At 56.9% G+C, this 24,358-nt stretch carries 22 protein-coding genes, 1 tRNA gene and 1 pseudogene; 10 read left to right on the top strand and 14 right to left on the bottom strand.

The genetic code is table 11. From position 1 onward, the window contains the following. Window positions 1–22: 22 nt before the first annotated feature. Window positions 23–2,236: a phosphoribosylformylglycinamidine synthase subunit PurL gene (gene purL, locus HY751_10875; protein ID MBI4666896.1), complete on the bottom strand. Its 2,214-nt coding sequence runs from the start codon at window positions 2,234–2,236 to the stop codon at window positions 23–25. Window positions 2,237–2,868: 632 nt separating this feature from the next. Between purL and mqnE the strand changes: the two genes are divergently transcribed. Genes mqnE through HY751_10855 form a run of 4 tightly spaced genes read left to right on the top strand, consistent with a single transcriptional unit; the run spans window position 2,869 to window position 6,779 of the window. Further along, window positions 2,869–3,957: an aminofutalosine synthase MqnE gene (gene mqnE, locus HY751_10870; protein MBI4666895.1), complete on the top strand. Its 1,089-nt coding sequence runs from the start codon at window positions 2,869–2,871 to the stop codon at window positions 3,955–3,957. Beyond that, complete coding sequence (locus HY751_10865; GenBank protein ID MBI4666894.1) at window positions 3,954–4,757, top strand: menaquinone biosynthesis protein; 804 nt, start codon at window positions 3,954–3,956, stop codon at window positions 4,755–4,757. The genes mqnE and HY751_10865 overlap by 4 nt, the downstream gene beginning before the upstream one ends. 13 nt (window positions 4,758–4,770) lie before the next feature. Beyond that, on the top strand, window positions 4,771–5,973 hold the full coding sequence (amrB, locus tag HY751_10860; GenBank protein MBI4666893.1) for an AmmeMemoRadiSam system protein B: 1,203 nt from the start codon (window positions 4,771–4,773) through the stop codon (window positions 5,971–5,973). A 50-nt stretch (window positions 5,974–6,023) separates the two neighbouring features. Then, entirely contained in the window at window positions 6,024–6,779 is a 756-nt protein-coding gene (locus HY751_10855; protein MBI4666892.1) for a tetratricopeptide repeat protein, read from the top strand. Between the two features lie 26 nt (window positions 6,780–6,805). Here HY751_10855 and HY751_10850 read toward each other — a convergent pair. After that, window positions 6,806–7,183 (bottom strand): annotated as a pseudogene (locus tag HY751_10850) (response regulator). A gap of 213 nt (window positions 7,184–7,396) precedes the next feature. On the opposite strand from HY751_10850, the gene HY751_10845 reads away from it, so the two are divergent. Next, a complete protein-coding gene (locus HY751_10845) occupies window positions 7,397–7,762 on the top strand; it encodes a cytochrome c (protein ID MBI4666891.1) in 366 nt (121 codons plus the stop codon). A gap of 69 nt (window positions 7,763–7,831) precedes the next feature. Here the strand turns inward: HY751_10845 and HY751_10840 are convergent. Then, window positions 7,832–7,920 (bottom strand) — tRNA-Leu (locus HY751_10840). A gap of 201 nt (window positions 7,921–8,121) precedes the next feature. On the opposite strand from HY751_10840, the gene aroF reads away from it, so the two are divergent. From aroF to larE, 3 genes are read left to right on the top strand one after another with little or no spacing between them, the layout of a single operon-like run. Next, window positions 8,122–9,138 (top strand): 3-deoxy-7-phosphoheptulonate synthase, encoded by a 1,017-nt coding sequence (gene aroF, locus HY751_10835; GenBank protein ID MBI4666890.1) that lies wholly within the window; start codon window positions 8,122–8,124, stop codon window positions 9,136–9,138. Window positions 9,139–9,183: 45 nt separating this feature from the next. Further along, on the top strand, window positions 9,184–11,097 hold the full coding sequence (locus tag HY751_10830; protein MBI4666889.1) for an ATP-dependent DNA helicase: 1,914 nt from the start codon (window positions 9,184–9,186) through the stop codon (window positions 11,095–11,097). Window positions 11,098–11,155: 58 nt separating this feature from the next. Then, complete coding sequence (gene larE, locus HY751_10825) at window positions 11,156–11,992, top strand: ATP-dependent sacrificial sulfur transferase LarE (GenBank protein MBI4666888.1); 837 nt, start codon at window positions 11,156–11,158, stop codon at window positions 11,990–11,992. A gap of 47 nt (window positions 11,993–12,039) precedes the next feature. Here larE and HY751_10820 read toward each other — a convergent pair whose 3' ends face one another. The 8 genes from HY751_10820 to HY751_10785 all read right to left on the bottom strand — a co-directional run bounded on the left by HY751_10820 (window position 12,040) and on the right by HY751_10785 (window position 19,370). After that, window positions 12,040–13,164 (bottom strand): Fic family protein, encoded by a 1,125-nt coding sequence (locus HY751_10820; protein ID MBI4666887.1) that lies wholly within the window; start codon window positions 13,162–13,164, stop codon window positions 12,040–12,042. A 361-nt stretch (window positions 13,165–13,525) separates the two neighbouring features. Beyond that, entirely contained in the window at window positions 13,526–14,683 is a 1,158-nt protein-coding gene (locus HY751_10815) for a tetratricopeptide repeat protein (protein ID MBI4666886.1), read from the bottom strand. A 184-nt stretch (window positions 14,684–14,867) separates the two neighbouring features. Continuing rightward, entirely contained in the window at window positions 14,868–15,596 is a 729-nt protein-coding gene (locus HY751_10810; GenBank protein MBI4666885.1) for a cytidylate kinase-like family protein, read from the bottom strand. 148 nt (window positions 15,597–15,744) lie between these two features. Continuing rightward, window positions 15,745–16,716 (bottom strand): ketoacyl-ACP synthase III, encoded by a 972-nt coding sequence (locus tag HY751_10805; GenBank protein ID MBI4666884.1) that lies wholly within the window; start codon window positions 16,714–16,716, stop codon window positions 15,745–15,747. A gap of 14 nt (window positions 16,717–16,730) precedes the next feature. Continuing rightward, the gene (gene plsX / locus HY751_10800; protein ID MBI4666883.1) at window positions 16,731–17,828 is read right to left on the bottom strand and encodes a phosphate acyltransferase PlsX; all 1,098 of its coding nucleotides are present in this window, start codon (window positions 17,826–17,828) and stop codon (window positions 16,731–16,733) included. A gap of 130 nt (window positions 17,829–17,958) precedes the next feature. After that, window positions 17,959–18,141 carry a 50S ribosomal protein L32 gene (rpmF, locus tag HY751_10795; protein MBI4666882.1) on the bottom strand — a complete coding sequence of 61 codons (183 nt, stop codon included), beginning with the start codon at window positions 18,139–18,141 and terminating at the stop codon, window positions 17,959–17,961. A 35-nt stretch (window positions 18,142–18,176) separates the two neighbouring features. Next, window positions 18,177–18,734 carry a DUF177 domain-containing protein gene (locus HY751_10790; protein ID MBI4666881.1) on the bottom strand — a complete coding sequence of 186 codons (558 nt, stop codon included), beginning with the start codon at window positions 18,732–18,734 and terminating at the stop codon, window positions 18,177–18,179. A 324-nt stretch (window positions 18,735–19,058) separates the two neighbouring features. After that, window positions 19,059–19,370: a DUF4911 domain-containing protein gene (locus HY751_10785; protein ID MBI4666880.1), complete on the bottom strand. Its 312-nt coding sequence runs from the start codon at window positions 19,368–19,370 to the stop codon at window positions 19,059–19,061. Window positions 19,371–19,469: 99 nt separating this feature from the next. Here HY751_10785 and HY751_10780 point away from each other — a divergent pair, with 99 nt between their 5' ends. Together HY751_10780 and HY751_10775 are read left to right on the top strand one after the other, a co-directional pair. Further along, window positions 19,470–20,153: a septal ring lytic transglycosylase RlpA family protein gene (locus tag HY751_10780; GenBank protein ID MBI4666879.1), complete on the top strand. Its 684-nt coding sequence runs from the start codon at window positions 19,470–19,472 to the stop codon at window positions 20,151–20,153. After that, window positions 20,153–20,770, top strand: coding sequence for a clan AA aspartic protease (locus HY751_10775; GenBank protein ID MBI4666878.1), 618 nt, complete (start codon window positions 20,153–20,155; stop codon window positions 20,768–20,770). Before HY751_10780 ends, HY751_10775 begins: the two co-directional genes overlap by 1 nt. A 3-nt stretch (window positions 20,771–20,773) precedes the next feature. Here HY751_10775 and HY751_10770 read toward each other — a convergent pair whose 3' ends face one another. Genes HY751_10770 through HY751_10760 form a run of 3 tightly spaced genes read right to left on the bottom strand, consistent with a single transcriptional unit; the run spans window position 20,774 to window position 24,355 of the window. Continuing rightward, window positions 20,774–21,874 carry an AI-2E family transporter gene (locus HY751_10770; GenBank protein MBI4666877.1) on the bottom strand — a complete coding sequence of 367 codons (1,101 nt, stop codon included), beginning with the start codon at window positions 21,872–21,874 and terminating at the stop codon, window positions 20,774–20,776. A 58-nt stretch (window positions 21,875–21,932) separates the two neighbouring features. Beyond that, on the bottom strand, window positions 21,933–22,916 hold the full coding sequence (locus HY751_10765) for a hypothetical protein (protein MBI4666876.1): 984 nt from the start codon (window positions 22,914–22,916) through the stop codon (window positions 21,933–21,935). Beyond that, window positions 22,913–24,355, bottom strand: coding sequence for a motility associated factor glycosyltransferase family protein (locus HY751_10760; GenBank protein ID MBI4666875.1), 1,443 nt, complete (start codon window positions 24,353–24,355; stop codon window positions 22,913–22,915). Before HY751_10760 ends, HY751_10765 begins: the two co-directional genes overlap by 4 nt. Between the last annotated feature and the right edge of the window lie 3 nt (window positions 24,356–24,358).

Here is a 24,358-nt window from a genome sequence, read left to right as displayed (position 1 = left end):
ATGGCGACGGCACGCCCAATGGTCAGGCCATCATTTTCGGCAGGGCTTCGCTCCACCTTTTCATCAACGCCGTGGCGCTGGTTTTCACCAACAGCTGGCCGTTCACCATAATCTCCACATCGTCACGGGTAACTTTCCCCGCCTTGAACGCGTGTACGCCCAGCGACCCTGCAAGCTTCATCACTTCCGCCGCCTTGGAGGGGTTGCAGGATAACACTACACGGGACTGGGTTTCGGAGAACAGGAAAAAGTCCGGCCGCAAAGTGGTGTTGAACGAAACCGCCATGCCGGGCCGGAAGGGTTGCTCTTTCTTGAAACAGGCTTCCGCCAGGGCCACCGCCAGCCCGCCGTCGGACACGTCGTGCATGGAGCTGACTAACCGTTTATCCGCCAGCTGGAACATGAGTTTTTGAAGGGCCGCCTCTTTTTTCAGGTCCACCACCGGCGGGGCGCCTTTTTCCATTCCGTGCGACACGGCCAGGTATTCGCTGGCGCCTATCTCTGCGAAGGTGTCGCCGAGAACGATAATCGTGTCCCCCTCGTTTTTGAAATACTGGCCCACGAGCTTGGAGGCGTCCTCCAGCAAACCCACGGCGCCAACGGACGGGGTGGGATTCACCGCCTGGTCGCCGGTTTGGTTGTAGAACGATACGTTGCCGGAAACCACAGGGGTGTTCAGGGCGAGGCACGCCTCGGACATTCCGCTGATGGCCTGGGTGAACTGCCACATCACCTCTTCGCGCTCGGGACTGCCGAAATTGAGACAGTCCGTAATGGCCAGTGGTTTCGCGCCGGAACAGGCCACGTTGCGCGCCGCTTCGGCCACCGCCTGTTTGCCCCCCTCGAAGGGGTCGAAATAACAGTAGCGGGAGTTGCAGTCCACGCTCATGGCCACGGCCTTGGAGGTCCCCTTCACCCGTATCACCGAGGCGTCGGACCCGGGAAGCTCTATGGTGTCTGTGCGTACCATGTGGTCGTACTGTTTGAATATCCATTCCCGCGAGCAGATGTTTGGCGAGGCCATCATCTCCCCCAGGGCGAAGGTGTAATCTTTCGGCGCGGGAAGGAGGGTTATGTCCAGCGTGTTCCGTTTTGCCAATTCCTCCGGCGGCATGGCCAGCCTGCTGTAAACCGGCGCTTTCTGCGCCAGGGGCGCGGCGGGCATTTCGGCCACCACCACGCCGTTTTCCCGTATTCTCACCATCCCGTCGGCGGTGACCACTCCCACCACCTCGGCGGCAAGGCCCCATTTTTCGAAAATGGCTTTTACTTTATCTTCTGTGCCTTTCCGGCATACGAGGAGCATCCGCTCCTGCGATTCGGAAAGCATTATCTCGTAAGGTGTCATCCCCTCTTCGCGGCGGGGCACCTTGTCCAGGTTCATCTCCACGCCGGTTCCGGCGCGGCCCGCCATCTCGAAAGATGACGATGTAAGCCCGGCGGCGCCCATGTCCTGAATGCCAACCACATAATCGGTCTTGAACAGCTCCAAGCAGGCTTCCAGCAGAAGTTTTTCCGTGAAAGGGTCGCCAACTTGAACGGTTGGTCTGCGCTCCTCGTTCCCCTCGCCAAACTCTGCGGAGGCCATGGTGGCGCCATGGATGCCGTCCCGCCCGGTTTTGGAGCCCACGTACATGACAGGGTTCCCCGCCCCGGCGGCGGCGCCAAGGAAAATTTTGTCTTTCCTTACTATGCCCAGGTTGAAAGCGTTCACAAGGCAGTTGCCGTTGTAACTTTCGTGAAAATAAAGCTCCCCGCCGATGGTGGGAACGCCCATGCAGTTGCCATATCCGGCAATGCCAGCCACCACGCCGTCCACAAGATATTTTGTTTTTGGATGGTTGATGTCCCCGAACCGGAGCGAATCCAGCAACGCCACGGGCCGGGCGCCCATGGTGAACACGTCCCGCAAAATGCCACCGACCCCCGTGGCCGCGCCCTGGTATGGCTCGATATACGATGGGTGGTTGTGCGATTCCATTTTGAACACCACAGCTAGCCCGTCGCCAATGTCCACAACACCGGCGTTCTCCCCCGGCCCCTGGATAACCTGCGGCCCCTTGGTAGGGAATTTGCCAAGATGGGCCCTGGAGCTTTTATAGGAGCAATGTTCGCTCCACATCACTGAAAATATGCCCAGTTCCACCATGTTTGGCTGGCGGCCCAGGATTTCCAGCGCAAGGTCGAATTCGTCGTAAGTCAGCCCGTGAAGGGTAATTTGTTGCGTGTCAATCATCCGGTAATTATAAACCAACGGGGGAGTTTGGCAACGTGTTCGGGCGGGAGGGCCGGGGAAGTGGCCGATCTTCGCCCTGCCCCTTCGAATGGGAGGGGTTTGGGGAGAGTGGCACACTTAATTGTCATGCCGAGCCATGACATTCCTGCTGTCCTAGGAGGAAAACATCTAGCGGAGCGCCATTTGTCATCCCGGCCAAGCGATAGCGCGAGCCGGGATCAGGGCCTCGAGGGGAATGGACGAAGCCCCGATGCCGGGTCAAGCCCGGCATGACAACTTCCCGCCATCCGACGTGTTATTCCTCGGAATCCTTCCCTGCCCTTGTCATGGTGAGCCCGTCATGGCGAGCCTGTAGAGCCACGAACCATGACGGATAATGCGCCCCTCGGCAAGCCCGTGGTGACACGCCGCTTCCCCGTGACCGCCATATGAGCGCTTCCCCGTGGTCGCTGACCACGGATTTTTATCAACGCGCGGGAAACCGGGGTCGGGCGACCCCGGAGAGGCAAGAGGCCATTTCAACTGCCTGGCTAGCTCCACCCGTGTAATGCCCATCGCGGATCACCCTCCTTGGCAACCATGGCAAATAAAGATAGAATTAATCCTCTACCTTCAAAGTTGTAGCGCGTGGAATGAATAAAATATCCGACCCGGCCCTTTCGCCGGTTTTAGACAAAGTAATGGCTGGGGAAAGGCTGTCGTATGAGGACGGGCTGGCCATAGACCTCTCGGCGGACCTTTTAGGCGTGGGCTACATGGCCAACATCGCCCGCGAAAGGCTAAACGGGAACAGCGCCTATTACATAAACAACCGCCACATAAACCACACAAACATCTGCGTGAACTCCTGCCGGTTCTGCGCTTTCCAGCGCAAAGAGGGGCAGGAGGGAGCCTACGCCATGGCGCTGGATGAAGTTCTGCGCTCGGCCCACATGTATGATGGGCAGAAATTCTCGGAGTTCCACATTGTCGGCGGCCTGCATCCCACGTTCCCTTACGAGTATTATCTGGATATGATCAGCCGCCTGCATGAGGATTTCCCGGAGACCCATTTGCAGGCTTTCACCGCCGTGGAGATAGCCTATTTCGCCAAAATCTCCGGCAAATCCGTTGAAACCGTCCTGCTGGAGCTAAAAGAGGCGGGGCTGGGCTCCTTGCCCGGCGGCGGGGCGGAGATATTCAACGACAGGGTGCGCAAAAAAATATGCCCCGAGAAAATACCGGCGGACGAATGGCTTGCTGTCCACAAAACCGCCCATCGCGCCGGGCTCCGCTCCAACGCCACCATGCTTTACGGCCACATAGAAAAACCGGAAGACCGGGTGGACCACCTTGTCCGCCTGCGGGAGGCGCAGGACGAAACGGGAGGGTTTTTAACTTTTATCCCCCTGGCTTTCCACCCGAAAAACACAAAGTATGACGACATGCCCAAAACATCCGGAGCCATGGATTTAAAAATGATAGCGTTGGGACGGCTTATGCTGGACAATTTCCCGCACATAAAAGCCTTCTGGATAATGATAGGCGAAAAGATTGCCCAGGTTTCCCTCTCTTTCGGCGCCGACGACATGGACGGCACGGTGGTGGAGGAAAAAATCACCCACTCCGCCGGGGCGGAGACGGCTCAACAGCTGGCCAAGGAAAAGCTGGAATCACTCATCCGCGAGGCGGGCCGGGTTCCCATGGAGCGGGACACAGTTTATAACCTGGTGGCCGTATGACCAGTACTCCCGCGCGGCCCAAGGTTGGGTTCCACGATTTTCTGAATTCACGCCCAATACTGCACCCGTTCCGGCACGGCCTTGTGGATATGCCTTTCGAGCTGGTGATAGACACCCCGGCCAACCTGGCGGAGCGGTTCCACGGCGGCGAGCTGGACATGGCGCTGATTCCCTCGGTGGAATACGGCCTCTCGCCGGACGCGGTGATCGTCCCGGTGGTGTGCATCGCATCGCTGGGGCGGGTGGAGACCGTGTTGCTGTTCTCCGAGATGGGGATCGAGGATATTGAGTCGGTAAGCGTGGATCCCAAGTCCCGCTCGTCGGTGGCCATGCTGAAAATACTGTTCAAGGAAAAATTCGGGCGGGACATCACAATAGTGAAAGGCGGCGAGAACCCGGCGCACATGCTCCGGGCGGCGGACGCGGGGCTTGTGATCGGGGACGCGGCTTTCGGCGTGGATCGCGAAAAATATGTGGTTCACGACATGGGGGAGCTTTGGTATCAGTATAGCGGGCGGCCTTTCGTCCATGCGGCCCTTTGCGCCCGCCGCGGCGCCAAATGGCCCTCCGCCATAAAGGCTATCGAAACGGCGAAGGAAGAGGGCAAAAACCACCGGGAGCTTATCGCCCGGCAAGAGGCCAAGGGGCTGGTGAGCGCCGAGACATACCTGCATTACCTTACCGAGCGGATATATTACGACCTGGGCAAGGAGGAAAAAAGCGGGCTGGAGTTTTTCCTGTCCGCCGCGAAGGCCCAAGGTCTTGTAAAAAGGGACACGCTGGAGTTCTATAACGAGTAGGACACCTTTGCCGATGAACAAATACCCGGTGTTCCGCAAGGTGGAGGCGGCGCCCATAGAGCATGAGGGGCAACAGCTCATCCACATCCACGACCCATTCGGATTTTCCAACCCCCTGGCCGTTTCGCCGGGGGCGTTCTTCCTTATGACGCTGATGGACGGTAATAACGGCCTGACGGAGATACGCGAAGCGTTTCATAAAGCCACCGGCCAGTTGGCGGCCAAAGACGAGATACAGGAAATCATAACCGCCCTGGACGAGGCGTTTTACCTGGACAATGGCAGGTTCCGGGCCCACCGGGCGGCGGTTATCCGCAAGTTTGCGGAAAGCCCCACGCGCAAACCGGCGCTGGCGGGGAAAAGCTACCCGGCGGACCGCGAGGGGCTCTTGAAGCTGATAGACGGCCTGCTAGCCAAAGCCAGCCCTGGAGCCGGCGGAGTGAAGGCCATAATCGTGCCTCACATTGATTTCCGCGTCGGTGGGGACATGATGGCCGCCGGCTGGAGCCATGCCCGGAACAGCGGGGCGGATCTATTTATCATCCTTGGCATTGGCCATTCGCTGACGGAAGATTTCGTATCCTGCCTGGCAAAGGATTTTGAGACCCCGGCAGGGCCCATGCGGGTGGACAAAGGCTTTCTGGAAAACCTTCGGCGAAACTTCGGGGAGGACATTTATTCGCAACCCGAAGCCCACATGAACGAACATTCTATAGAGTTCCAGTCCCTCTTCTTCGCCCGGCTTTTTGGGGATAACCCGGAAGCGGCCGCCGCGCCCATTCTGCTTTCATTCCCGGAAAACGTTTGGGATTACGGGCATGAAAAATTCAACGGCGACCGGGTGGACCGGTTCATTAATGCCCTGAAAAAAACCGTGGAGGAAAGCGGCCGTCAGGCTTTATATGTGGCCAGCGTGGACTTCTCGCATGTTGGGCGCAGGTTTGGCGACATGGGGAAACTGGACGACGCCCAACTGGCCCGCATAGGGGTGGACGACAGGGAGATAATGGCGCTTTTTAACGATGGTGACCGCGCCGGGTTCCTGGAAAAGCTGAGGGGGGTCAACGGCAATAACAGGGTGTGCGGTTTCCCGGCCCTTTACACCCTTTTAGCCGCCCTGGAAAATACCAGGGGGGAAACGCTGGAGTACCGGCAGAACATGGAGGGAGATCGCGAAACCTTGGTATCTTTCGCCTCCATGGTCGCCCGGGGATAAAGCCATGCTGATTTGTGCTATCCTATGGCCTTTAACCGGTTGGAGTAACCATGTCCCAGGAAGCTATTAAAGGGATATTCTACGAAAGAAAAAAAATGGAGGCAGGCACCATGGCCACCCGCCGGGTGCACGATACGCCTCACGACCTGCACTATTTCGCCAAGAGCAACCAGAAGGGGCAGGTGGAACTTTTCTACCTGAAACCCGACGGCGCCCCGACTTCCATAGTGGTGGACACTGTCGAACGGGTGGATTTCGACGCCCGGTTTAAAGACTGCTCCACCCATGAATGCGATTTCAAGCCCAAGTCCGCGGAGGACAAGAAAAAAGAGGCCGCCGACAAGAAGGTGAACGAGGCCCAGCGGCACATGGAGAAAAAAGAATTCCACGCCGCCGCCTTCGAATATGGCCAGGCAATAAAAGTTGACCAGAACAACCTTCACGCCCACCTGGGCAAGGGCAAAGCCCACCTGGAACTGGGCGAGGTGGACAAGGCCAAAGAGGCGTTTGAGAACCTATCCAAGATAGACACCCTGTACGACAAGGAAAACAAACATCTCTTCAACGAATACGGCATAGAGCTTCGCCGGGGAAAGATGTACGACCTGGCCCTGGACAATTACAGGAAAGCGCTGGATATAGACCCGGAAGACGAGGCGCTGTATTTCAACATGGCCCGGGCGTTCCAGGAAAGCGGGAAAACCAACGAGGCCGTGAAGTTTCTGGAAAAGGCGTTGGAACTGCATCCGTCTTTCAATGAAGCCAAGATGCTCCATGCGGCCTTGACGAAGAACGGGCTGAAATAAGCCGCCGTCTTAAAAGCGGCGGGCGGTTATTTCTTCAGCACCTTCTTGAGTTTTTCTTCCAGGACCGCGGCGGTGAAAGGTTTCACCACGTAATCGTTCACGCCAGCCTAGGCGGCGGCGATGATGTTGTCTTTCAAAGCTTCGGCGGTAACCATTATCACGGGCACGTTCTTGGTGTTCGGGTCAGCCCTTAGCGCTTTGAGGAATTCCAGCCCGCTCATTATCGGCATGTTCCAGTCCAGCAATATCACATCGTAATGGTTCTGCTGGACCTTGGGGAGGGCTGTGGAGCCGTCGTCGGCCTCGTCCACATTCTTAACGTTCAGCTGGCCAAGAATGTTTTTTTCTATCTTCCGCATGGTGGCGAAATCGTCAACCACCAGCACTTTTATATTAGGGTCTATATCACTCATGGTCACCTTACAGAGGGATTATCTATCTAGATTGCATCTATAATAGATTCATTCTTGGAACAGTCAAGTAAATAAAACCCTTACTTTGCGTCAATGTTTTACAGTTGTTTAAGCCTATCTTCCCAATGGTACAATGGCGGGCGTCCTGGCCTGGATTTTTTGCGGACGGGAACGGTTTAACCAGTTAATTTCGAGGAGGAACCAATGAGGTTTTTGGGCTCTTTTATTACTATCGCGGCCTTTTCTTTGGCCACCACAGGGTCCGCCTGGGCCGACGCCGGCGCCGGGAAAGCCATATTCGAAGGGGCTGGTAAATGCGGGCCATGCCACAATATCACCGACAAGAAAAAAGTTGGCCCCGGACTGGCGGGTGTTTCCAAACGAACCACCGACGAGTGGATGTCCAAATGGCTCAAGGACACCCAAGGAACCTGGGACGCCAATGACGCCTACACGGCCAAGCTGAAGTCCGAGATGAAAAAAGAGGGCAAGCCGAAACCGGCCCACCAATCCAAAGCCCTGTCCGACCAGGAAATAAAAGACCTGGTGGATTATTTGAAAACGCTGTAAGCCAAAGCTTCCGGAAGGCGCCGTCCGGCAAAAGGACAGGCGCTTTTTTATTTGGTTTGTTGAGCAGGATGGTGCCGGAGGTCGGAATCGAACCGACACATGGGGTTACCCATACGGGATTTTGAGTCCCGCGCGTCTACCAGTTTCACCACTCCGGCTAGAGACGAACATTGATTATAAACCCTTTCGGATTGCCCGCGCTGAAAAAAAGGAATAAACTTGAATTTACGCCCCAGGTTGGTGTTAACAGCCGGCCAGGGCATGGGTCTTTACGGTGATAACAGCCCTCGTCATTTCCCAAACCGGCGTCATGCCGTGGGCGTTTTGAGGGTTTTTGATAACTGGAGATGGTCGAAGCGATGATTATCGTGATGCAGGAAAACGCCACGGAACAGGATGTGGCGGATGTTTTCGAACGGGTAAAAAGATTCGGGTACACCCCCAAAGCCATTGAAGGCTCTTTGCGCAAAGTTATCGCCGCGCTGGGCGACGGGCGGGACAAGGCGCAGTTGCAGGCGCTGGAGTCGCTCCACCATGTGGAGAGCGTTCTTCCGATACTAAAGCCGTACAAGCTTTGCTCGCGGGAGGCCAAGCGCGAGAACACCGTGGTGGACGTTAAAGGTATAAAAATAGGCGGCGACAAGCTTGTGGTTATGGCCGGGCCGTGTTCCGTGGAAAGCAAGGAACAGCTCACCGAAACCGGCATGGCGGTGAAAGCGGCCGGAGCCGCCATATTGCGCGGCGGGGCCTTCAAACCCCGCACATCCCCGTACAGCTTCCAGGGGATGGCCGAAGAGGGGCTTAAAATACTGCAAGAAGTTTCGGAAGCCACGGGTATGCCGATCGTCACGGAAGTTATGAACACCCGGGAGGCGGAGCTTGTTTACAAGTATTCCGACATCATCCAGATAGGCGCCCGCAACATGCAAAACTTCTCACTGCTAAAAGAGCTGGGCAAGATGGACAAGCCGATGTTGCTGAAACGGGGTTTGGCCAACACCATAGAAGAATGGCTCATGTCGGCGGAGTACATCCTGTCGGAAGGCAACACCCAGGTTATCCTTTGCGAGCGTGGCATACGCACGTTCGAAACCGCCACCCGGAACACGCTGGACCTTTCGGCGGTGCCGGTGGCCAAGGAAAAAACCCACCTGCCCATCATTGTGGACCCGAGCCACGGCGTGGGGCATTGGCAATACGTGGCCTCCATGTCCAAGGCGGCCATCGCCGCGGGTGCCGACGGCCTGATGATAGAGGTGCACTGGAAACCGGAAGAGGCGTTCTCCGACGGGCCCCAGTCCCTAAAGCCCCACAAGTTCGCCACGTTGATGGAAGAGCTGAAAAAGGTTGCGGCCGCCGTTGGCAAGTCTTTCTAAGAGGCGCTGGCGATAGCCCATCCCGTCACGGGGCCGTTTGGCTAAATGGACAAATATTTTGGGCCGGGCGGGGCGTTATGCTCCATCCTCCCCGGTTACGAGCACAGGCCCGGCCAGGGCCAGATGGCCGAAGCGGTAAGCCGCGCCCTGTCCGGCGGGGGTTCCCTGCTGGTGGAGGCTGGCACAGGCACCGGCAAAACCCTGGCCTACCTCATTCCCGCCGCCCTATCAGGCCGCAAGGTGGCCATTTCCACCGGCACGCTAAACCTGCAGGAGCAGTTAATAGGCAAGGACGCGCCTGTTTTGGAAAAACTCTTCCCCGGCAAGGTGAAAACCGCCTGCATGAAGGGGCGGGGCAACTACCTGTGCAAACGCCGTTTCAAAAACTTTTCCCAGCAACCGTTGTTCAGGGACACCGCCGAAGGAAAAACCTTCGGGCTCATACAGGATTGGGCCGAGCGGACGGAGTATGGCGACCGGGCCGAGATACAAGGTATGCCGGACGATTACTCCGCATGGCAGGAGATGAACAGCAAATCGGAACTATGCCTTGGTTCCGCCTGCCCCACCTACGATTCCTGCTTCGTCACCAGGATGCGGCAGGAGGCCGCCATCGCCGACATCGTAATAGTAAACCACCACCTGTTCTTCGCGGACATGGCCGTGCGCGAAAACTCTTTCGGCGAGGTGGTGCCCAGGTGTGACGCGGTTATATTCGACGAAGCTCACATGGTGGAAGAGGTGGCCTCCAACTATTTCGGCGCGGGCGTGTCCAATTACCGGGTTACCGAGGCCGCCCGGGACACCGAACGGGAGTTGAGGGCGGAAAAACTGCTAGACGCCGACGTCCAATCGGCCCTGCATAACCTGACACGCCGGTCGCAAACTTTTTTCGACTCCATAAAAAATCCGGACAGCTCCCGGCGGCGTTTAAAACAGCGGGACGCGGCCCATGCCGCAAAACAGGCGGAGGAATTTCTAAACACTCTGCGGCTCATCCGGGATTACCTGTCCACCCTGTCAAAGGCCACAGACCCCATTAGGGCCTGCGCCACCAGGTTTTCGGACATCGCCGACACTTTGGCCGAGCTTGTGAAAATGGAAAAGGAAGATTACGTTTACTGGGTGGAAACCCGGGGCAGGGGCGTTTTCCTCCAGTCGTCTCCAATAGACGTATCCACCTGCCTGAAAACCAAAATGGCGCCCAGGTTTGAATCAACGGTGTTCACCTCCGCCACCCTCTCCACCAACGGGGATTTTTCTTTCATCAAGGCCCGTCTGGGGCTGGGCGTGGCCGAGGAGCTTACGGCCCCCTCCCCTTTCGATTACGCCTCGCAAACGGTGTTCTACCTGGCGGAGGACATGCCGGATCCCGCATCGGACACTTTTCCCGATAAGGCGGCCGAACGTATAGAAACGTTGTTAAAACTTACCCGGGGCCGGGCTTTCGTGCTGTTTACAAGTTACAGGAACATGGACAAGGCGTGGGAGGCGCTCCAAGGCAAACTGCCGTTTACCCTGTTTAAACAGGGGGAAGCGCCCCGGTCGGCCATACTTGCGATGTTCAAAGAAGACACCCATTCGGTGCTGTTCGCCACCACTTCGTTCTGGCAGGGGGTGGACGTGCCGGGCGAGGCGCTCTCGGCGGTGATAATAGACAAACTCCCTTTCGCCGCGCCGGACGACCCGGTGGTGGAGGCACGAATAGAGCTTATCTCCAAACGGGGCGGTTCGCCTTTCATGGAGTACCAGGTTCCGTCTGCGGCGTTACTGCTGAAACAGGGGCTGGGCCGCTTGATAAGGGCCAAAAGCGACAAAGGCCTGCTGGCGGTGCTGGATAAACGGCTTTCCACCAAAAGTTACGGCAAGGTTTTCATGAACAGCCTTCCGGCGTTCAACCCCCGCCGGAAACTGGACGACGTGACACCCCTGTTAAAGGACATGCTGGGCGGCGATTAGGGCGCCAATCCCTCCCTTCGGATATAATTTAAACATGAGCGAAAATATTTCTGGTTCCATGTCTGAAGATACGGCCATAGCCGAACCGGCCCGGCAAAAACTTGTGGAGCTGAAAAAGCGGCTGGCTTCGCTAGGCTCGGCGCTGATAGCGTTTTCCGGCGGTGTGGACAGCTCTTTTCTTTTAAAGGTGGCTTTCGATACCCTTGGCATTGAAAAAACCATGGCGGTCACCGCGCGGTCATCCACCTATCCGAAACGGGAGCTGGACGAGGCGGTGAGCATCGCCAAGCTTATCGGTGCGCGGCATGTGGTGATAGAGTCTGAGGAGCTGGAGATAGAGGGATTCGCCCAGAATCCCGTCAACCGCTGTTACTTCTGCAAGGGGGAGCTTTTTGGAAAGCTTTCGGCCATGGCGCGGGATCAGGGTTTGGCTATGGTTTTGGATGGAGCCAACGCAGACGACTTAAAAGACCACCGCCCAGGCGCCCAGGCGGCCCGGGAGAGCGGCGTGCTCAGCCTGCTCCAGGAAACCGGGTTTACGAAACAGGATATCCGCATACTCTCCAGAAACATGGGCCTGCCCACGTGGAACAAACCATCATTCGCCTGCCTGGCCTCCCGGTTCCCTTACGGGACCACCATAACTTTTGAAAAACTGGGGATGGTTGAGCGGGCCGAGGATTTTTTGCGGGGCCTGGGATTCACCCAATTGCGTGTGCGCGCCCACGGTGACGTGGCCAGGCTGGAGCTTGCCCCCCAGGAGGCGAGCCTGGCGTTACAGCCGCAGACCGCTGAAACCATCTACGCCGAGTTCCGGAAGATAGGGTTTAAATACGTGGCGGTGGATATCAAGGGGTACAGGACCGGAAGCATGAACGAGACAGTAAGGCCGTGACAGGCAAGGCACAGGGCCCCATTATTTGCAGGCGGGCCCCGCTTGAATTATATAAATATGCTTATATATTCCCTGAAAGCAAAGAGCCGGTTTTTTTTGAACCCGGTTATTTCCACCAAGACGCCTCTTTCGCAAAAAACACGGATAATCTGATGAGCGGTTGGCGCGGAAACGCCAAGCTTTCTCCCAACATCCGCGGCGTTGATGACTGGCTGATAATATAATAATTCAAGCAAACTGGCGGCAAGCTTGGCCCTCTTTCCGAGGGTCAGAATTTCCGACTCCACCCGCCGCCTGAGATCGATGATTTTTTCTAACGAGGATTTTCCCTTTTTCGCTGTCTCGGCCACTCCTGCAAGAAAGAATCTGACCCACTGCTCAATGTCGTTGGAAGCCCTGACAACAGTGAGCGAATCATAATAGGCGCCCCGGTTGCGGTCGAAAAAGTCTGATATGTACAGCGTAGGCTTGGAAAGGATCTTTTTGTCCATCAAATACATGGTTATTAATAATCTGCCGATGCGGCCATTGCCGTCCAGAAACGGATGTATGGTTTCAAATTGGTAGTGGCTGATGGCGTTCTTGATAAGGTGCGGGATGCCAAGATTGCCGTTATGCCAGAATTTTTCCAAGTCACCCAAAAGGCCGGGCACTTCGGAATGTTGGGGCGGGATAAAAAACGCATCCTTAAGGGTGGCTCCGCCAATCCAGTTCTGACTGGCCCTGATTTCCCCAGGAAGTTTATGCCCACCCCTGACGTTATCCAAGAGAATGTTGTGAGCGCTCTTTAGCACCCTCATTGAGAGCGGTAAATCCTGGAGTTGCCCTATGGCATAATTCATCGCCTTGGTATAGTTATGAACCTCACGCCAGTCATCTTTTCTTTCCGGATTTACATCCATTTCCGGCAGAAAGGCCTCTTCTATTCCTGTCCTCGTTCCTTCAATCCTGCTGGAAGCGGTAGCTTCCTTCATCACATGCATACGAATGAAGAAATCCACGTCCGGCACAAGTTGCGAGTAGGCGTTCAGTTCACCAATTAGCCTCATCGCCTCTTCTAGTAGTACATTTATCTCCGGATCGAACCAGGCAAATGGTTTATTTATGAAGTTTGGTGAAAAGCTTTTATATTCATACTGCTGTCTGAATACGCCAGCTTTAAATTTTTCCATGCTAGTCTCTTTAATTAAAGAAAAACATAATTAAAGATAATGGCATATCTTTAATTATGTCAAGCCATAGTTAAAGAAAATGGCCTTTCTTTAACTATTGAAATCTATAATTAAACTTGAGAAAGGTTTGGGTTGGTAGTGTCTCAGTTTGAAAGTACAGGGGAGATTCTTCACTTACGCTCAGAATGGCAATATAAAAGCCCTTGATAACATTGTCATCCTGAGCGAAGCGCAAGCGAAGTGAAGGATCCGTCCATTATTTGAGATCCAAACTGAGACACCACCTTTGGGTTTGTGGCCTTGATGCATCGTTTATTAAGAAGTAGCGTAAACAAGAGGGGCTGGAAGAAAGGGGCGATGTTTACAGCTTCGAATATTCCTCCCTTAGCTGTTTCGCCTCCTTGAACTCCCCGTCCAGCGCCAGCGCCTTGTCTAGCGCCTTTATGGCCTTGTCTTTCTGGCCCGACTCGAACAGGGCGCGGGCCAGGTTGTAATAAAGCCCCTCGTCGTCCGGCGCAACGTTTAAGGCTTTAACGTAGATGTTAATGGCTTCCATGAATTTCCCCTGCTTGCGAAGGGCAATGGCCATGCGGTTGTAGAGGGGGATGTTCTCCGGATTTATCGCCAGCGCCGCGCCGAAAGCCGACTCCGCCTTCTCATAAAGCCCTTTATCCAGGTAGGCGTTGCCTATCTCCGTACGGTGCTCGACATTCTGGGGCTCCATTGTCACGGCGGTGGCGAACGAGGTGTCCGCTTTCTCCACCATGTCCGCGCCCAGGTAGCTCTTGCCCAGTTCCAGGTGGGTTTGGGCTTTGGCGCTCTCCTTTCGCGCCGCCCGCTCCAGCGCCTGGATGGAGGCGTTGTAATCCTTTTTCTTTTGCAGGGCCACGCCCAACATGTGATCCACATCACGGTGGTGACGGTCCCGCTCTATCACGTTCTGAAAGGCGGCGATGGCCAGGTCGTACATATTCATTTCCAGGTAGCAACGCCCCTGCATGAAAAAATGCTCCGCGTCCGGATAGGCGTCCGACGCGGCGCGGAACATCTTGAGCGCCTCCTCGAAACTGCCCGAGGCGAAGAGCGACAACCCTTCACCGTGCGCCTTTGCCCCCTCGGCTTTCACATCGGCCGCCTCCATGCCGAAGGCTGTGTAAATCATGTCCCTAAGCTGGACCGATTCGAACGGGCGCGACAGGATATGCTCCACCCCCTGGGTTTTTATTTCGTCCAGCTCCCGGCGGTTTACCTTGGGGGTGACCATGATGAATTTTATTTGCGACAAGGCTTTGTCCGCCCGCATGGATTTGAACACTTGCATCCCGGAATACTGGGGGAGTATGAAACTTACTATTACAAGCTCCGGCGGGTTTTTCTTGATTTCCGTGAGCACCTGGAGGCCGGTGGTCATCTCCGACACGTTGCCGAACCCCGCTTCCCTCAAGGCCTCGCGCATGTTGCGGATCTCGGTGGGGTTGTCCACCAGAAGGATTTTTATGGAAGTAATCTCACCGGCCATGGACGATCACCTCTCCATACTGGCCGGCGAAAGGTGGATAATAAACCGCGTGGTTTTTTCCATGGGATTAATTTACCACGACTTAGCTTATTTTCAGCCACCCGGGCGGTAAAAAATAACAAGAATGGAAATAAAAAAGCGGGAGGCCCAGCGAGCCGCCCGCCATTATAAAACCCGATACGCCTTACTCGAGCATCCCGTTGAGGCGCATGTACTCGAAGATCAGGTCCGCCATGGTGTCCGGATTGTTTCTGGCGTTGTTGAATATGACATGGTATAGCGACTGGTCCCCGGCGCCCAGGCCCGTGAAATCGGCGATGAACTTGTCGCGCGCGTCTTGTCTGGAGCGCAGGAGGTTTTCCGCCTCGCCCCGGCTCACCTTGAAAAGCTCCTCCGTGCGTTGGAGCCGCCAGTTGAACGAGGCCACTATCCTTATGTGGATACCGTGGAACTTTTTGGGATCCAGGTTCTGGGTGAGTATTTGCGACCCGGCCCCGAGAATAATGCAGTTGCCTTTGTCCACAAGGTTTAAAATCATGTTCCTCATCCGCTGGAACACCACGGAAGAGTGGGATTGCAGATATTTCGGCACCAGCGCGTCCACAAACCAGTCCTTGAACGACCAGCGTTTCTCGGAGATCTCGTGGACGTCTTTAGCTTCCATGGTCTCGGTGGCGCAGGCTTCTTCGATCATTCTGCGGGTGAAAAGCGTCCATTGGGCGCCGCCTTTGGCGTTGATCTTTTCCACCAGTTTTTCGGCCAGCTCGAACCCCTCACAACCGAACTCCCGCGAGATCGTTATAAAGAAGGTGGCTTTCTTTTTATCCCTTTCAATGGCCTTTTCGCGTTTGGCCACCCAATCGCGGTAGAAACTAAGCTCCAGTATGGCTTCTTTCTCGTGAGGATCGCGCATATAAAAACCCCTATGAACTATAAGCTTTTCAAGTCACGCAAGCGGCGCAAAGCGGGGCGCAAAACCCTTAAGCCCAACGCTCTGATATTGTAAGGCCGATCCCGCCAAAATCAAACGGTTTTGCCGGGCCGGATCAAGTTAAACCCTCTTACCAGCGGAGAAGCGAGGCGCCCCAGGTAAGGCCGCCGCCGAAAGCAACCAGCAGAACCAGGTCCCCCTCGCGGAGCCTGCCTTCCTTTTGCGCCTCGTACATGGCCAGGGGCACCGTGACCGCCGAGGTGTTCCCGTACTTCTGGACGTTCACGAACAATTTCTCTTCCGGCATCCCCAGCGCCTTGGCGACGGCGTTTATGATGCGCACATTGGCCTGGTGGGGTATCACTATGGAAACGTCTTCGGCGGTAAGCCCGTTGTCCGCCAAAATGCTCCTGCAAACGTCGGCCATGAGGGTTACGGCTATCTTGAAAAGGTTGTTCCCTTTCATTTTCACAAACTGGGTGGCGCCGTCCTTGTACAACGCATGGGCCGGATTGGCCGAGCCCACTCCGGCGTAAAGAAGGTCGCCATAGGAGCCGTCGGCGAATATGCGGGAATCCATCACGCCCGAGGGGCCGTTGCCAGCGGTTATCACCGCCGCGGCGGCGCCATCGCCGAACAGCACGCAGGTGCTTCTGTCTTTCCAGTCCACTATATGGGAGAAAATCTCGCTGGAGACGAGGAGTATGTTTTTCGCGGCGCCGCTTTTTATGAACTTGTCGGCGACTGTAAGCCCGTAAACAAACCCCGAGCAGGCCGCCAGAAGGTCGAACGCGGCGCAACCCCTGGCGCCTATGCCGTTCTGTATGAAACAGGCGGTGGAGGGGAACATCATGTCCGGAGTGGAGGTGGCGCAGATTATCATGTCCAGCTGGGCCGGGGCCACCCCGGCTCGCTCCAGCGCCTCCAGGGCGGCGGGGATCGCAAGCTGGGAGGCGGAAACGCCATTGTCGGCTATGCGGCGCTCTTTTATCCCGGTGCGGGTGATTATCCACTCATCGGTGGTGTCCACCATCTTCTCAAGGTCGGCGTTGGAAAGTATTCGCTCCGGCACGTTCATTCCCAGGCCGGCCACCCTGGCCATAATCCCCTGTCCGCTCACGGGTTCTCCTGGGATTCGTGCCCGCCGGTTTTGGATATGCCCATCTTCCGCCTGACCTGCTCCCATATGCCCGGTTTTTCTTCCGGCTCGCCGGCCTTAAGCTTGCGCGGATCCAGGATGTGGGTGTTCTGCATGAGGCTCTCGCGGATGTGTCCGTTCACGTCGCCAGACACAAACCGTTTGGCCGCCATTATGGCGCTTCTTATGGCCCTGGGGCATGAAGAGCCGTGGGATATGAACACCGCCCCGTTTATGCCCAACAGGGGAGCGCCCCCAATCTCGGCGTGGTCTATCCGCTTTTTCATTTTTTCAAGATAGGGTTTCAGCAGAAGGTACGAAAGCTTGGAGCGCCAGTTCAAAGCGAAAGTCTGCTTTAGGAAGACAGTTATCATCTCCGCAACCGATTCGGATATCTTCAGCGCGATGTTCCCGGTGAACCCGTCGCACACCACCACGTCGGCCACGCCCCGGTAAAGGAGCTTCGCCTCGGTGTTCCCCACGAAATTGAGGGTGGAGCGCTGGAGCATGTCGAACGCCTCGCGGGTGGTATCGTTCCCCTTCACGTCTTCTTCGCCGATGGATAGCAGGCCCACTTTCGGGCGGCTGTCCCCCAGCGCGTACTGGGCGTATATGGAGCCCATGATGCCGAACTGGTATAGATGCATGGCTTTGCAAGCCACGTTGGCCCCGGCGTCCAGAAGCACCGTGTGCCCGGTTTGGGTGGGGAGCTGTATGGCTATGGCCGCCCGGTCTATACCCTCCACGGTTCCCAGCAAAACCGCCGCCACCGCCATCACCCCGCCTGTGTTCCCGGCGGACACGAAAGCGTCGGCCTGGCCCTCGCGCACCATGCGTATGCCCACATGGATAGACGAGTTTCTTTTTTTCCGCAGGGCCACGGCCGGGGCGTCGTCCATAAGAATGACTTCATCGGCGTGGCGGATGGACACCGCCGGATGGGAGAACGAGCGCTTGTACATCTCGGCGCGGATCACATTCTCATCCCCCACCAGGATTATCTTTACGTCGTCTATGGATTCAACGGCCTGGATTACGCCGTCTATGTTTACGCCGGGGGCGTAGTCCCCCCCCATTGCGTCTATGGCTATGCGAACGGAGCCATGTCCATCGGCGGAACCGCCTTTGCGAAAACTATCCTGCTCTGCCACCTTAATTCCCGGAAGCCCTCATGACAAGACCGTAAGGGCCATAAAGCCCAAAGCCCTATGCCTCTTCAGCTTCCAGCACCTGCGCTTCGGCGTAGTGGCCGCAAACCTGGCATACCCTGTGGGGCTGTCTGGCGGCGCCGCAATTGGGGCAGGCGGAAAAAGAAGGAGCGTTGATCCTGTCGTGGGACCTGCGCTGACCCCGCTTACCGCGGGTGGTTTTTTTCTTCGGAACCGGCATGGCTTTAAAATCCTCCTAAAACAAAAATAAACGCGTCAGTCGTTTTTATTAAACAGTTTCTTCAGGGCGGCGAACCTGTTGTCCGCCTCCCGGGCCTCGCAACCGCACGGGGCCTCGTTCAAGTCCGCCCCGCATGTGGGGCACAGCCCCTTGCAATCCTCCGCGCAAAGCGGTTTCATCGGCGCCGAAAGCGCCAGCTGGTCCCGCACCGGCGGATAAAGGTCTATATCGTCCCCGGCGTACAGCTGGACGTCCAGGTCTTCGCCGCTAAGCTCCACCTCTTCCAGCCCGGCTTCCGCCGCCAGGTCCGCCTTTGGCATGAACACGGCCGTCACCGCTTCCTTTAAATGGAGCGGGAACTCTTTGAGACACCTGGAGCATTCCAGCCCCAGATCGCCTTCAACCTCGCCGGAGAAATACACCGTTTTACCGTCGCGGTAAACCCGCCCGGCCAGAGACACAGCGCCTTTCACCGGCAGGGGGTGCGTATCCACGGAAAAGTCTTCCGTGGTCAGCGTCCACTGTTCATCCAACCCCTCCTCGGGCACATCGGCCACTTTGAGGATGAGCGGGGAAATCCTGCCTTCTTCCATACAAATATATTATGGCTAAACCACCACAGGCCCGCGCGGAAATTGCGCTTTTGAAGCGTTGTCTCAGTTTGAATCCCAAACAATAGACAGATCCTTCACTTCGCTTGCGCTTCGCTCAGGATGACAATGTTATCAACGGCTTTTATATTGTCATTCTGAGCGTAAGTGAAGAATCTCCCCTGTACTTTCAAACTGAGACACCACCGGACGCAAGATAGGGGCAACCCTTGGGCGCGCCCAAGGACAATCTTTGTAAATACAACCGGTTAAGAGCCGCTGGGGGTTATGCTCCAGCGCCCGTGACGCGCGAATCGAAAAGTTCCTTCACCGGTAGTTCAATATGTTTAAGGGTATCTCGCCTTTCAATGATTCCAGCAGGGCCAGGGCGTCTTCCACAAAGTCGCCGGTGGTGAGAATCTCCACTATCCCGTCGCTCTGGTCGATGGTGCGGGGGACGCCCAGGAATTCGTGGCTTTCCACCACCATCACCACCCAGGCGATGTCCGCCGGATTCACCTGGATCAATATCCGGTGGCTGTCCCCCCTCTCCCTTTGCAGGGGAAAGGAAACTTTGGTTTGCTCTACGCCCATGGTTCTGCGAAAATTCCTTGCGCCATGCAAAACATTATAAATCATCTCCGGAACCGCCGCGCCGGGCTTTTGGCCCTGACCGTATTCATCTTCCTTGTTCCGTCATGCGCGCCCAAGGCTCAAATAAAAAAACAGGTGGGGGTAATGCCACCCTCTCAAGCCCCGGCGCCGGGCGCGTTGAAAAACGTTAAACCCTACACGGTGATGGGGGTTACATATTACCCCCTGGCGGAGGCTTACGGTTTTTCGGAGGAGGGCATCGCCTCCTGGTACGGCAAGGATTTCGACGGCAAACCCACCGCAAACGGGGAAACTTACGACATGTACGGCGTATCCGCGGCCCACAAAACCCTTCCTCTGGGAACAATGGTGGAGGTAACCAGGCTGGACAACGGCAATAAGCTGGCGGTGAGGGTGAACGACCGGGGGCCTTTCGTGCCCGACAGGGTTATAGACCTCTCTTACGGCGCGGCCAAAATACTGGGGATAGTAGGCCCCGGCACAGCAAGGGTGCGGGTGGTGGCGCTGGCCCAGGGCAAACCGGGCGCGGACGGGGCTCCCGCTCCCACAACCCCCCTGCCGGATTTTACCCATGGGGAGTTTTATGTGCAGGTGGGGGCCTTCGGCGTAACGGCCAACGCCGGGCGGGTGAGGGATTCCCTGGGCGACATGAGCCTCACGGCCCGGTTACAGCCATACACCAACCCGGCCGGTCAGGCCCTTACCAGGGTGCAGGCGGGGCCCTATGGCGATATTAATGTGGCCCGCGAGGCGATGGAGACGCTTAAAGGTAAAGGCTTCGCCCAATCTTTCGTGGTGGCGGACTGATGAAAGTCCCGCTTATCGTTGCGGCTCTCCTCTTCGCCGCCATCAACGCCCATGCCGGTAACGATGCCGCCTACATCTGGAGTGATGATGAAGGTTCGGTGCGCATCACCCGGGGCATAAAAAACATCCCGGAGCGATACAGGGGCAAATCAAAACCCATCACCGTGGAAGTGGTGGCCGGCGGGAGCCATCAAGCGCCTTCCGGCGCGGTGGATGTGGCTGGCGGCGCCACAACCTTGGGGTTCAACCCGGAGGTTTCCCCCATTACTGTCCCGGCGGTATTCCACAAGTCCACGGCGCGGGACGCATGGATAGACACCGGCTCTGAATATGTGGTTATCACCGAGAAACTGGCCCATTCCCTGGGTTACAGCGGCCGGAAAGCGGAGAAAAGGGTGTTCCACACCCCCAGTGGCGCGGTGACGGCCCCGGTGATAATTTTGGCTAAAATGAGCGTGGGCGGCGCCACGGCCCACGATGTGCCCGCGGCGATTTTAAATTTTGAGGGGCGCGGCCCCGTGAGCGCCATCGTGGGGATGAGTTTTTTGTCCCGGTTCGCCGTGGAGATAAACGGCAAGGAAGGGCTGATCACCATAAGCCTGCCCTTGGAGCGGTGAGGCTTATTCCTGCTCCGGCCCGGCGCCCTGTTTGAAAAAATCCGACTCGGTATAAACCCTGTCCAGTTCCTCCAGCGCCACTTTCAGCGCCGCCGCCGCGGGAGCCGCCAGCAAAATCCCGGTGAAACCGAAGAAACTGCCCCCGATGAATATCGCCGCCATCACCGCCACAGGATGAAGCCCCACCGCCGATTCCATAACCCGGGGCGTAAGGAACAAGCCCTCGAACGCCTGCCCCACGCCGAAAAGCGCCAGCGTCATCAGCGGATATTCCCAGCCGGGATATTGCAACCAGGTAAGGAACAGCGCGGGTAGCAACCCCACGAATATGGGCATGTAAGGCACAATGTTGGAAAAGCCGGCCAGCAGGCCAATGAGTATCCCCATGGGCGCGCCGATGAAGAACAGACCGGTGGCGTAATAGACCGCAAGAATGGAGGCCACCGTAAGCTGGCCGCGAAAGAAACTGTTGAGCACCTCGTCCAGCCTGGTGAAAAAGCCCAGCGCCCGCTCCCTGTTCCGGGGCGGCACGCGGCTGGCGAGTTTCGAGGTTATCACGTCGAAATCCTTGAGTAGGTAGAACGTGGCCACGGGGATTATTATCAGGTTGAAGAGCGCGAATATGAACCCCACCGCCGAGGAGAACCCGGCCCACAAGGATTGGGATACGGCTTTTACTATTTTCAGCGGCGCGTCACCCAAAGCCCCCATGGAATCCCGGATGGATTCCTCCACCTTGGCCCTGTCCATTTCCGGGAGGCTTTCGATAAATGGCGCAACGCGGGATTTGACGGATTCCACATATCCGGGAGCGTTGCGGGCCAACGCCTCCACCTGGGCGGAAATGAGCGGAGCCAACAGCGCCACCGCCAGCGCCAGCATGGAGAACAGCGCGGCCAGCAGGATGAGTATGGCCGTGGACCGGCTCACCCCGGCTTTTACCAGCCGGTCCACCACCGGGTCTAAAAGATAGGCGAACACGAACGCCACGGCGAAGGGGAACAGCGCGTCCCGTGCGGCGTAAAGCATCCACGTAAACAGCGCCAGCCCGACAAAGACCGCCAAAGCCTTCATCGCCGGGCGCATGTCCATAGTTGTGTTCATAAGTTAAAAATTTACCCCGGTAAAGTATAACGCGCCTTCTTTGCGCGGGAAAGGCAAGTTACGCCACCCCCGCCAAAAGAAGCGCGATCTCGAAAACGATAAGGGCCACTATGGAGAACTCCAGTATCAGGTTGTACAGCTCCACCTGGCGGTGGCTCACCATCTCGAACATGTTCTCCAGCAGGTTCAGCTTTTTCTCCACCGCGTCGCGCCATTTGACGTGGTAAAGCTTGCGGGCGGCGATGGAATAGACTTTCGCCGAATACCAGTCGCCGTACAGTTTTATGGCGTCGTCTATGGAGTCCAGCTCGAACAGGCTTTTCGTGCGGACGTTGACCACGGATTTCAAGAACGATGAAAGCCGGAAAATGTTCGATGTCTTGATGTCCCCGAACCTTTTGAACCGGGCTATCTCCTGGGACAGGTTATTGTCCAGGGTGCGCAGGGCCAGAAGCTGGATGTTCGCCAGCTCCAGCAAGGTAATGTTGTCGTCGAAATTGCCGTCTTTGTCCAGAAGCAGGGCGCCGTCCCACTCGATGACCGTCAGGTCCTCGTTGTCGTAACGCAGGGAGCTTGCGAGGGTTTCCTTGATTTCCTCAGGGGCCAGGTCCGCCGTTTCATCTTTTATCAGCTGGGATATCATCAGCCCGTTTTGCGACAGGAAACCATCGTACCCCTCATAATCGGATACGCAGTAGAAAGTGTATTCCTCGTATCCAGCGGCGGCATCCCACGCTTTGGCAATCTCCAGGGCTTTACGGCTCAAAGCGTTCTTCAGGGCCAGGACGTTGACTGCCGCGTCGTTTTCAAACCCGCATTCCATTTCCACTATGGTGAAGTTGCCCTTGAACGCTTTCACCCGGTACCCCAGGGGGGTTGGGCCTAAGACCGGGGCAATCTCACCTTGCGCCACTATCCTGTATGTGGGCCAGTACGCCTCGTATCCCGGCGAGCTCCGGGTGGTGCGGAAGGGTATTTCCTCGCTCTCCACCCCCTCCCTGTCAGAGACGGTGATTACGGCGTGGACTATCTTGCCTTTCATTGTCCTTCCAGCCAGTCCATAAAGGCCCGCTCCACCTCGGCGGTATATCCGTTGCCGGAAAACGCCGGGGCGTTGAATTCAAAACCTTCGCCGGGTTTAATACCCAAAACAGCGGGCGACGGGATGGCCTCCACTCCCTCCAGCGCCACCCCATGGGCGGAAAGGGTGTAAACCCTGGTTCCATCATGGGCGCGGATCAAATCCTCAAACGCTCTTCTATATGAGTATAATGCCAGGGCCGTAAGGGTTGTCCCGTTATTAAAATAATTTCGTTCCCGCGCCAGCCCTTCCTGGGACATGGAAACCTGCGACCAATCCGGCAGGCACCCGGTGGCGTAAACGCGCCCCCATGGGTATCCGAAATCCTGACCCGCAAGAACCACGTGACTGGCGCCCGCCATGAAAGCCGTCTCCAACGCATAGGCGGAAACCGAGCCGCCCCCTTCAAAAACCCCCATGGAGCGCATCCACGACCGGGCGGGATCTTTGTGCCGCTCCGGCGCGGGAAAACCGAAATAAAGCGGGCCGCTCCAGCTTCCCACAAGGTTCGCGCAGGCCGTGGGCGGTAGGACCAGCGGGATGTCATATCTCCCGGCCAGGTCGAAATGCCACCGGCTGACGGGCTGAGGATCGGCGGTGAAAACCATGTGGGGGGTGATGCCAGCCGAGAGCAGGACGGGACAGGCGGTGTCACTGGAAAATATGGCCATGGGGCTGTTACGGCAAAGCTCCACTATATCCCTGTCCAGCGTAGGCCCGGCGCCAACCACGAATGCCCCGCGCCCCGTAAGCGTTCCACGCAAAGCGCTAACCCCCGCGGATTTTTTTATCCGAGGCAGGTTCCGCCGGAAATTTTCATTTTCCACTTCACCCATGATTACGGGGAAGCGCCGCTCCATCCTCACCATCTCCACAGCCCGGCGGGCCATGTTAAATCCGGCGGGCATATTCCTCAAAGAGGGGCTGAATATCACCACCCTCGTCCGCTCCGTGTCCAGCGCGGCCAGCGCCTTGGCCCATTGGGAAAGGAACTCCGCCTCGCCGGAACCGGCCACAACCGTTAAACGCGGGTCGTTCAAAACAGCCGGATCGTCCACCACGGCCAATGCGGCCTTGAGTATGGCGGCGTTGGCCTCGGCCACCACCAGCAAGCCTTGGGGCCCGATGATGTCCAGCAGTGGTTTTAGATGATGCCCCAGCCCCATGCCGTACAGCGCCACATGGTCGCCGGGGCCAAGGCCGTGGCCGCGTGTGAATTTTATCGCCTCATCCATAGGATCGTAGGCGCTGTGCAGATACGAGCCGCTCAGTTTTCCAGTGGGGACGCCTTTGCGCGACGGGAGGATTTCCACATCGTCCCCGGCGCCCCTCACGGCGGTAGCGGCTGTGGGGAACCTGGCCTCCAGCGCCATCAGGTTTTTAGTGTAACGGTCCGTCATGGA

The sequence above is a fragment of the Nitrospinota bacterium genome, from assembly GCA_016208975.1.
In the GTDB taxonomy this organism is placed as follows: Bacteria; Nitrospinota_A; UBA7883; order UBA7883; family JACRLM01; genus JACQXA01.
The sequence above is the reverse complement of the archived record's forward strand: the minus strand, read 5'-3'. Positions and strand labels throughout refer to the sequence as shown.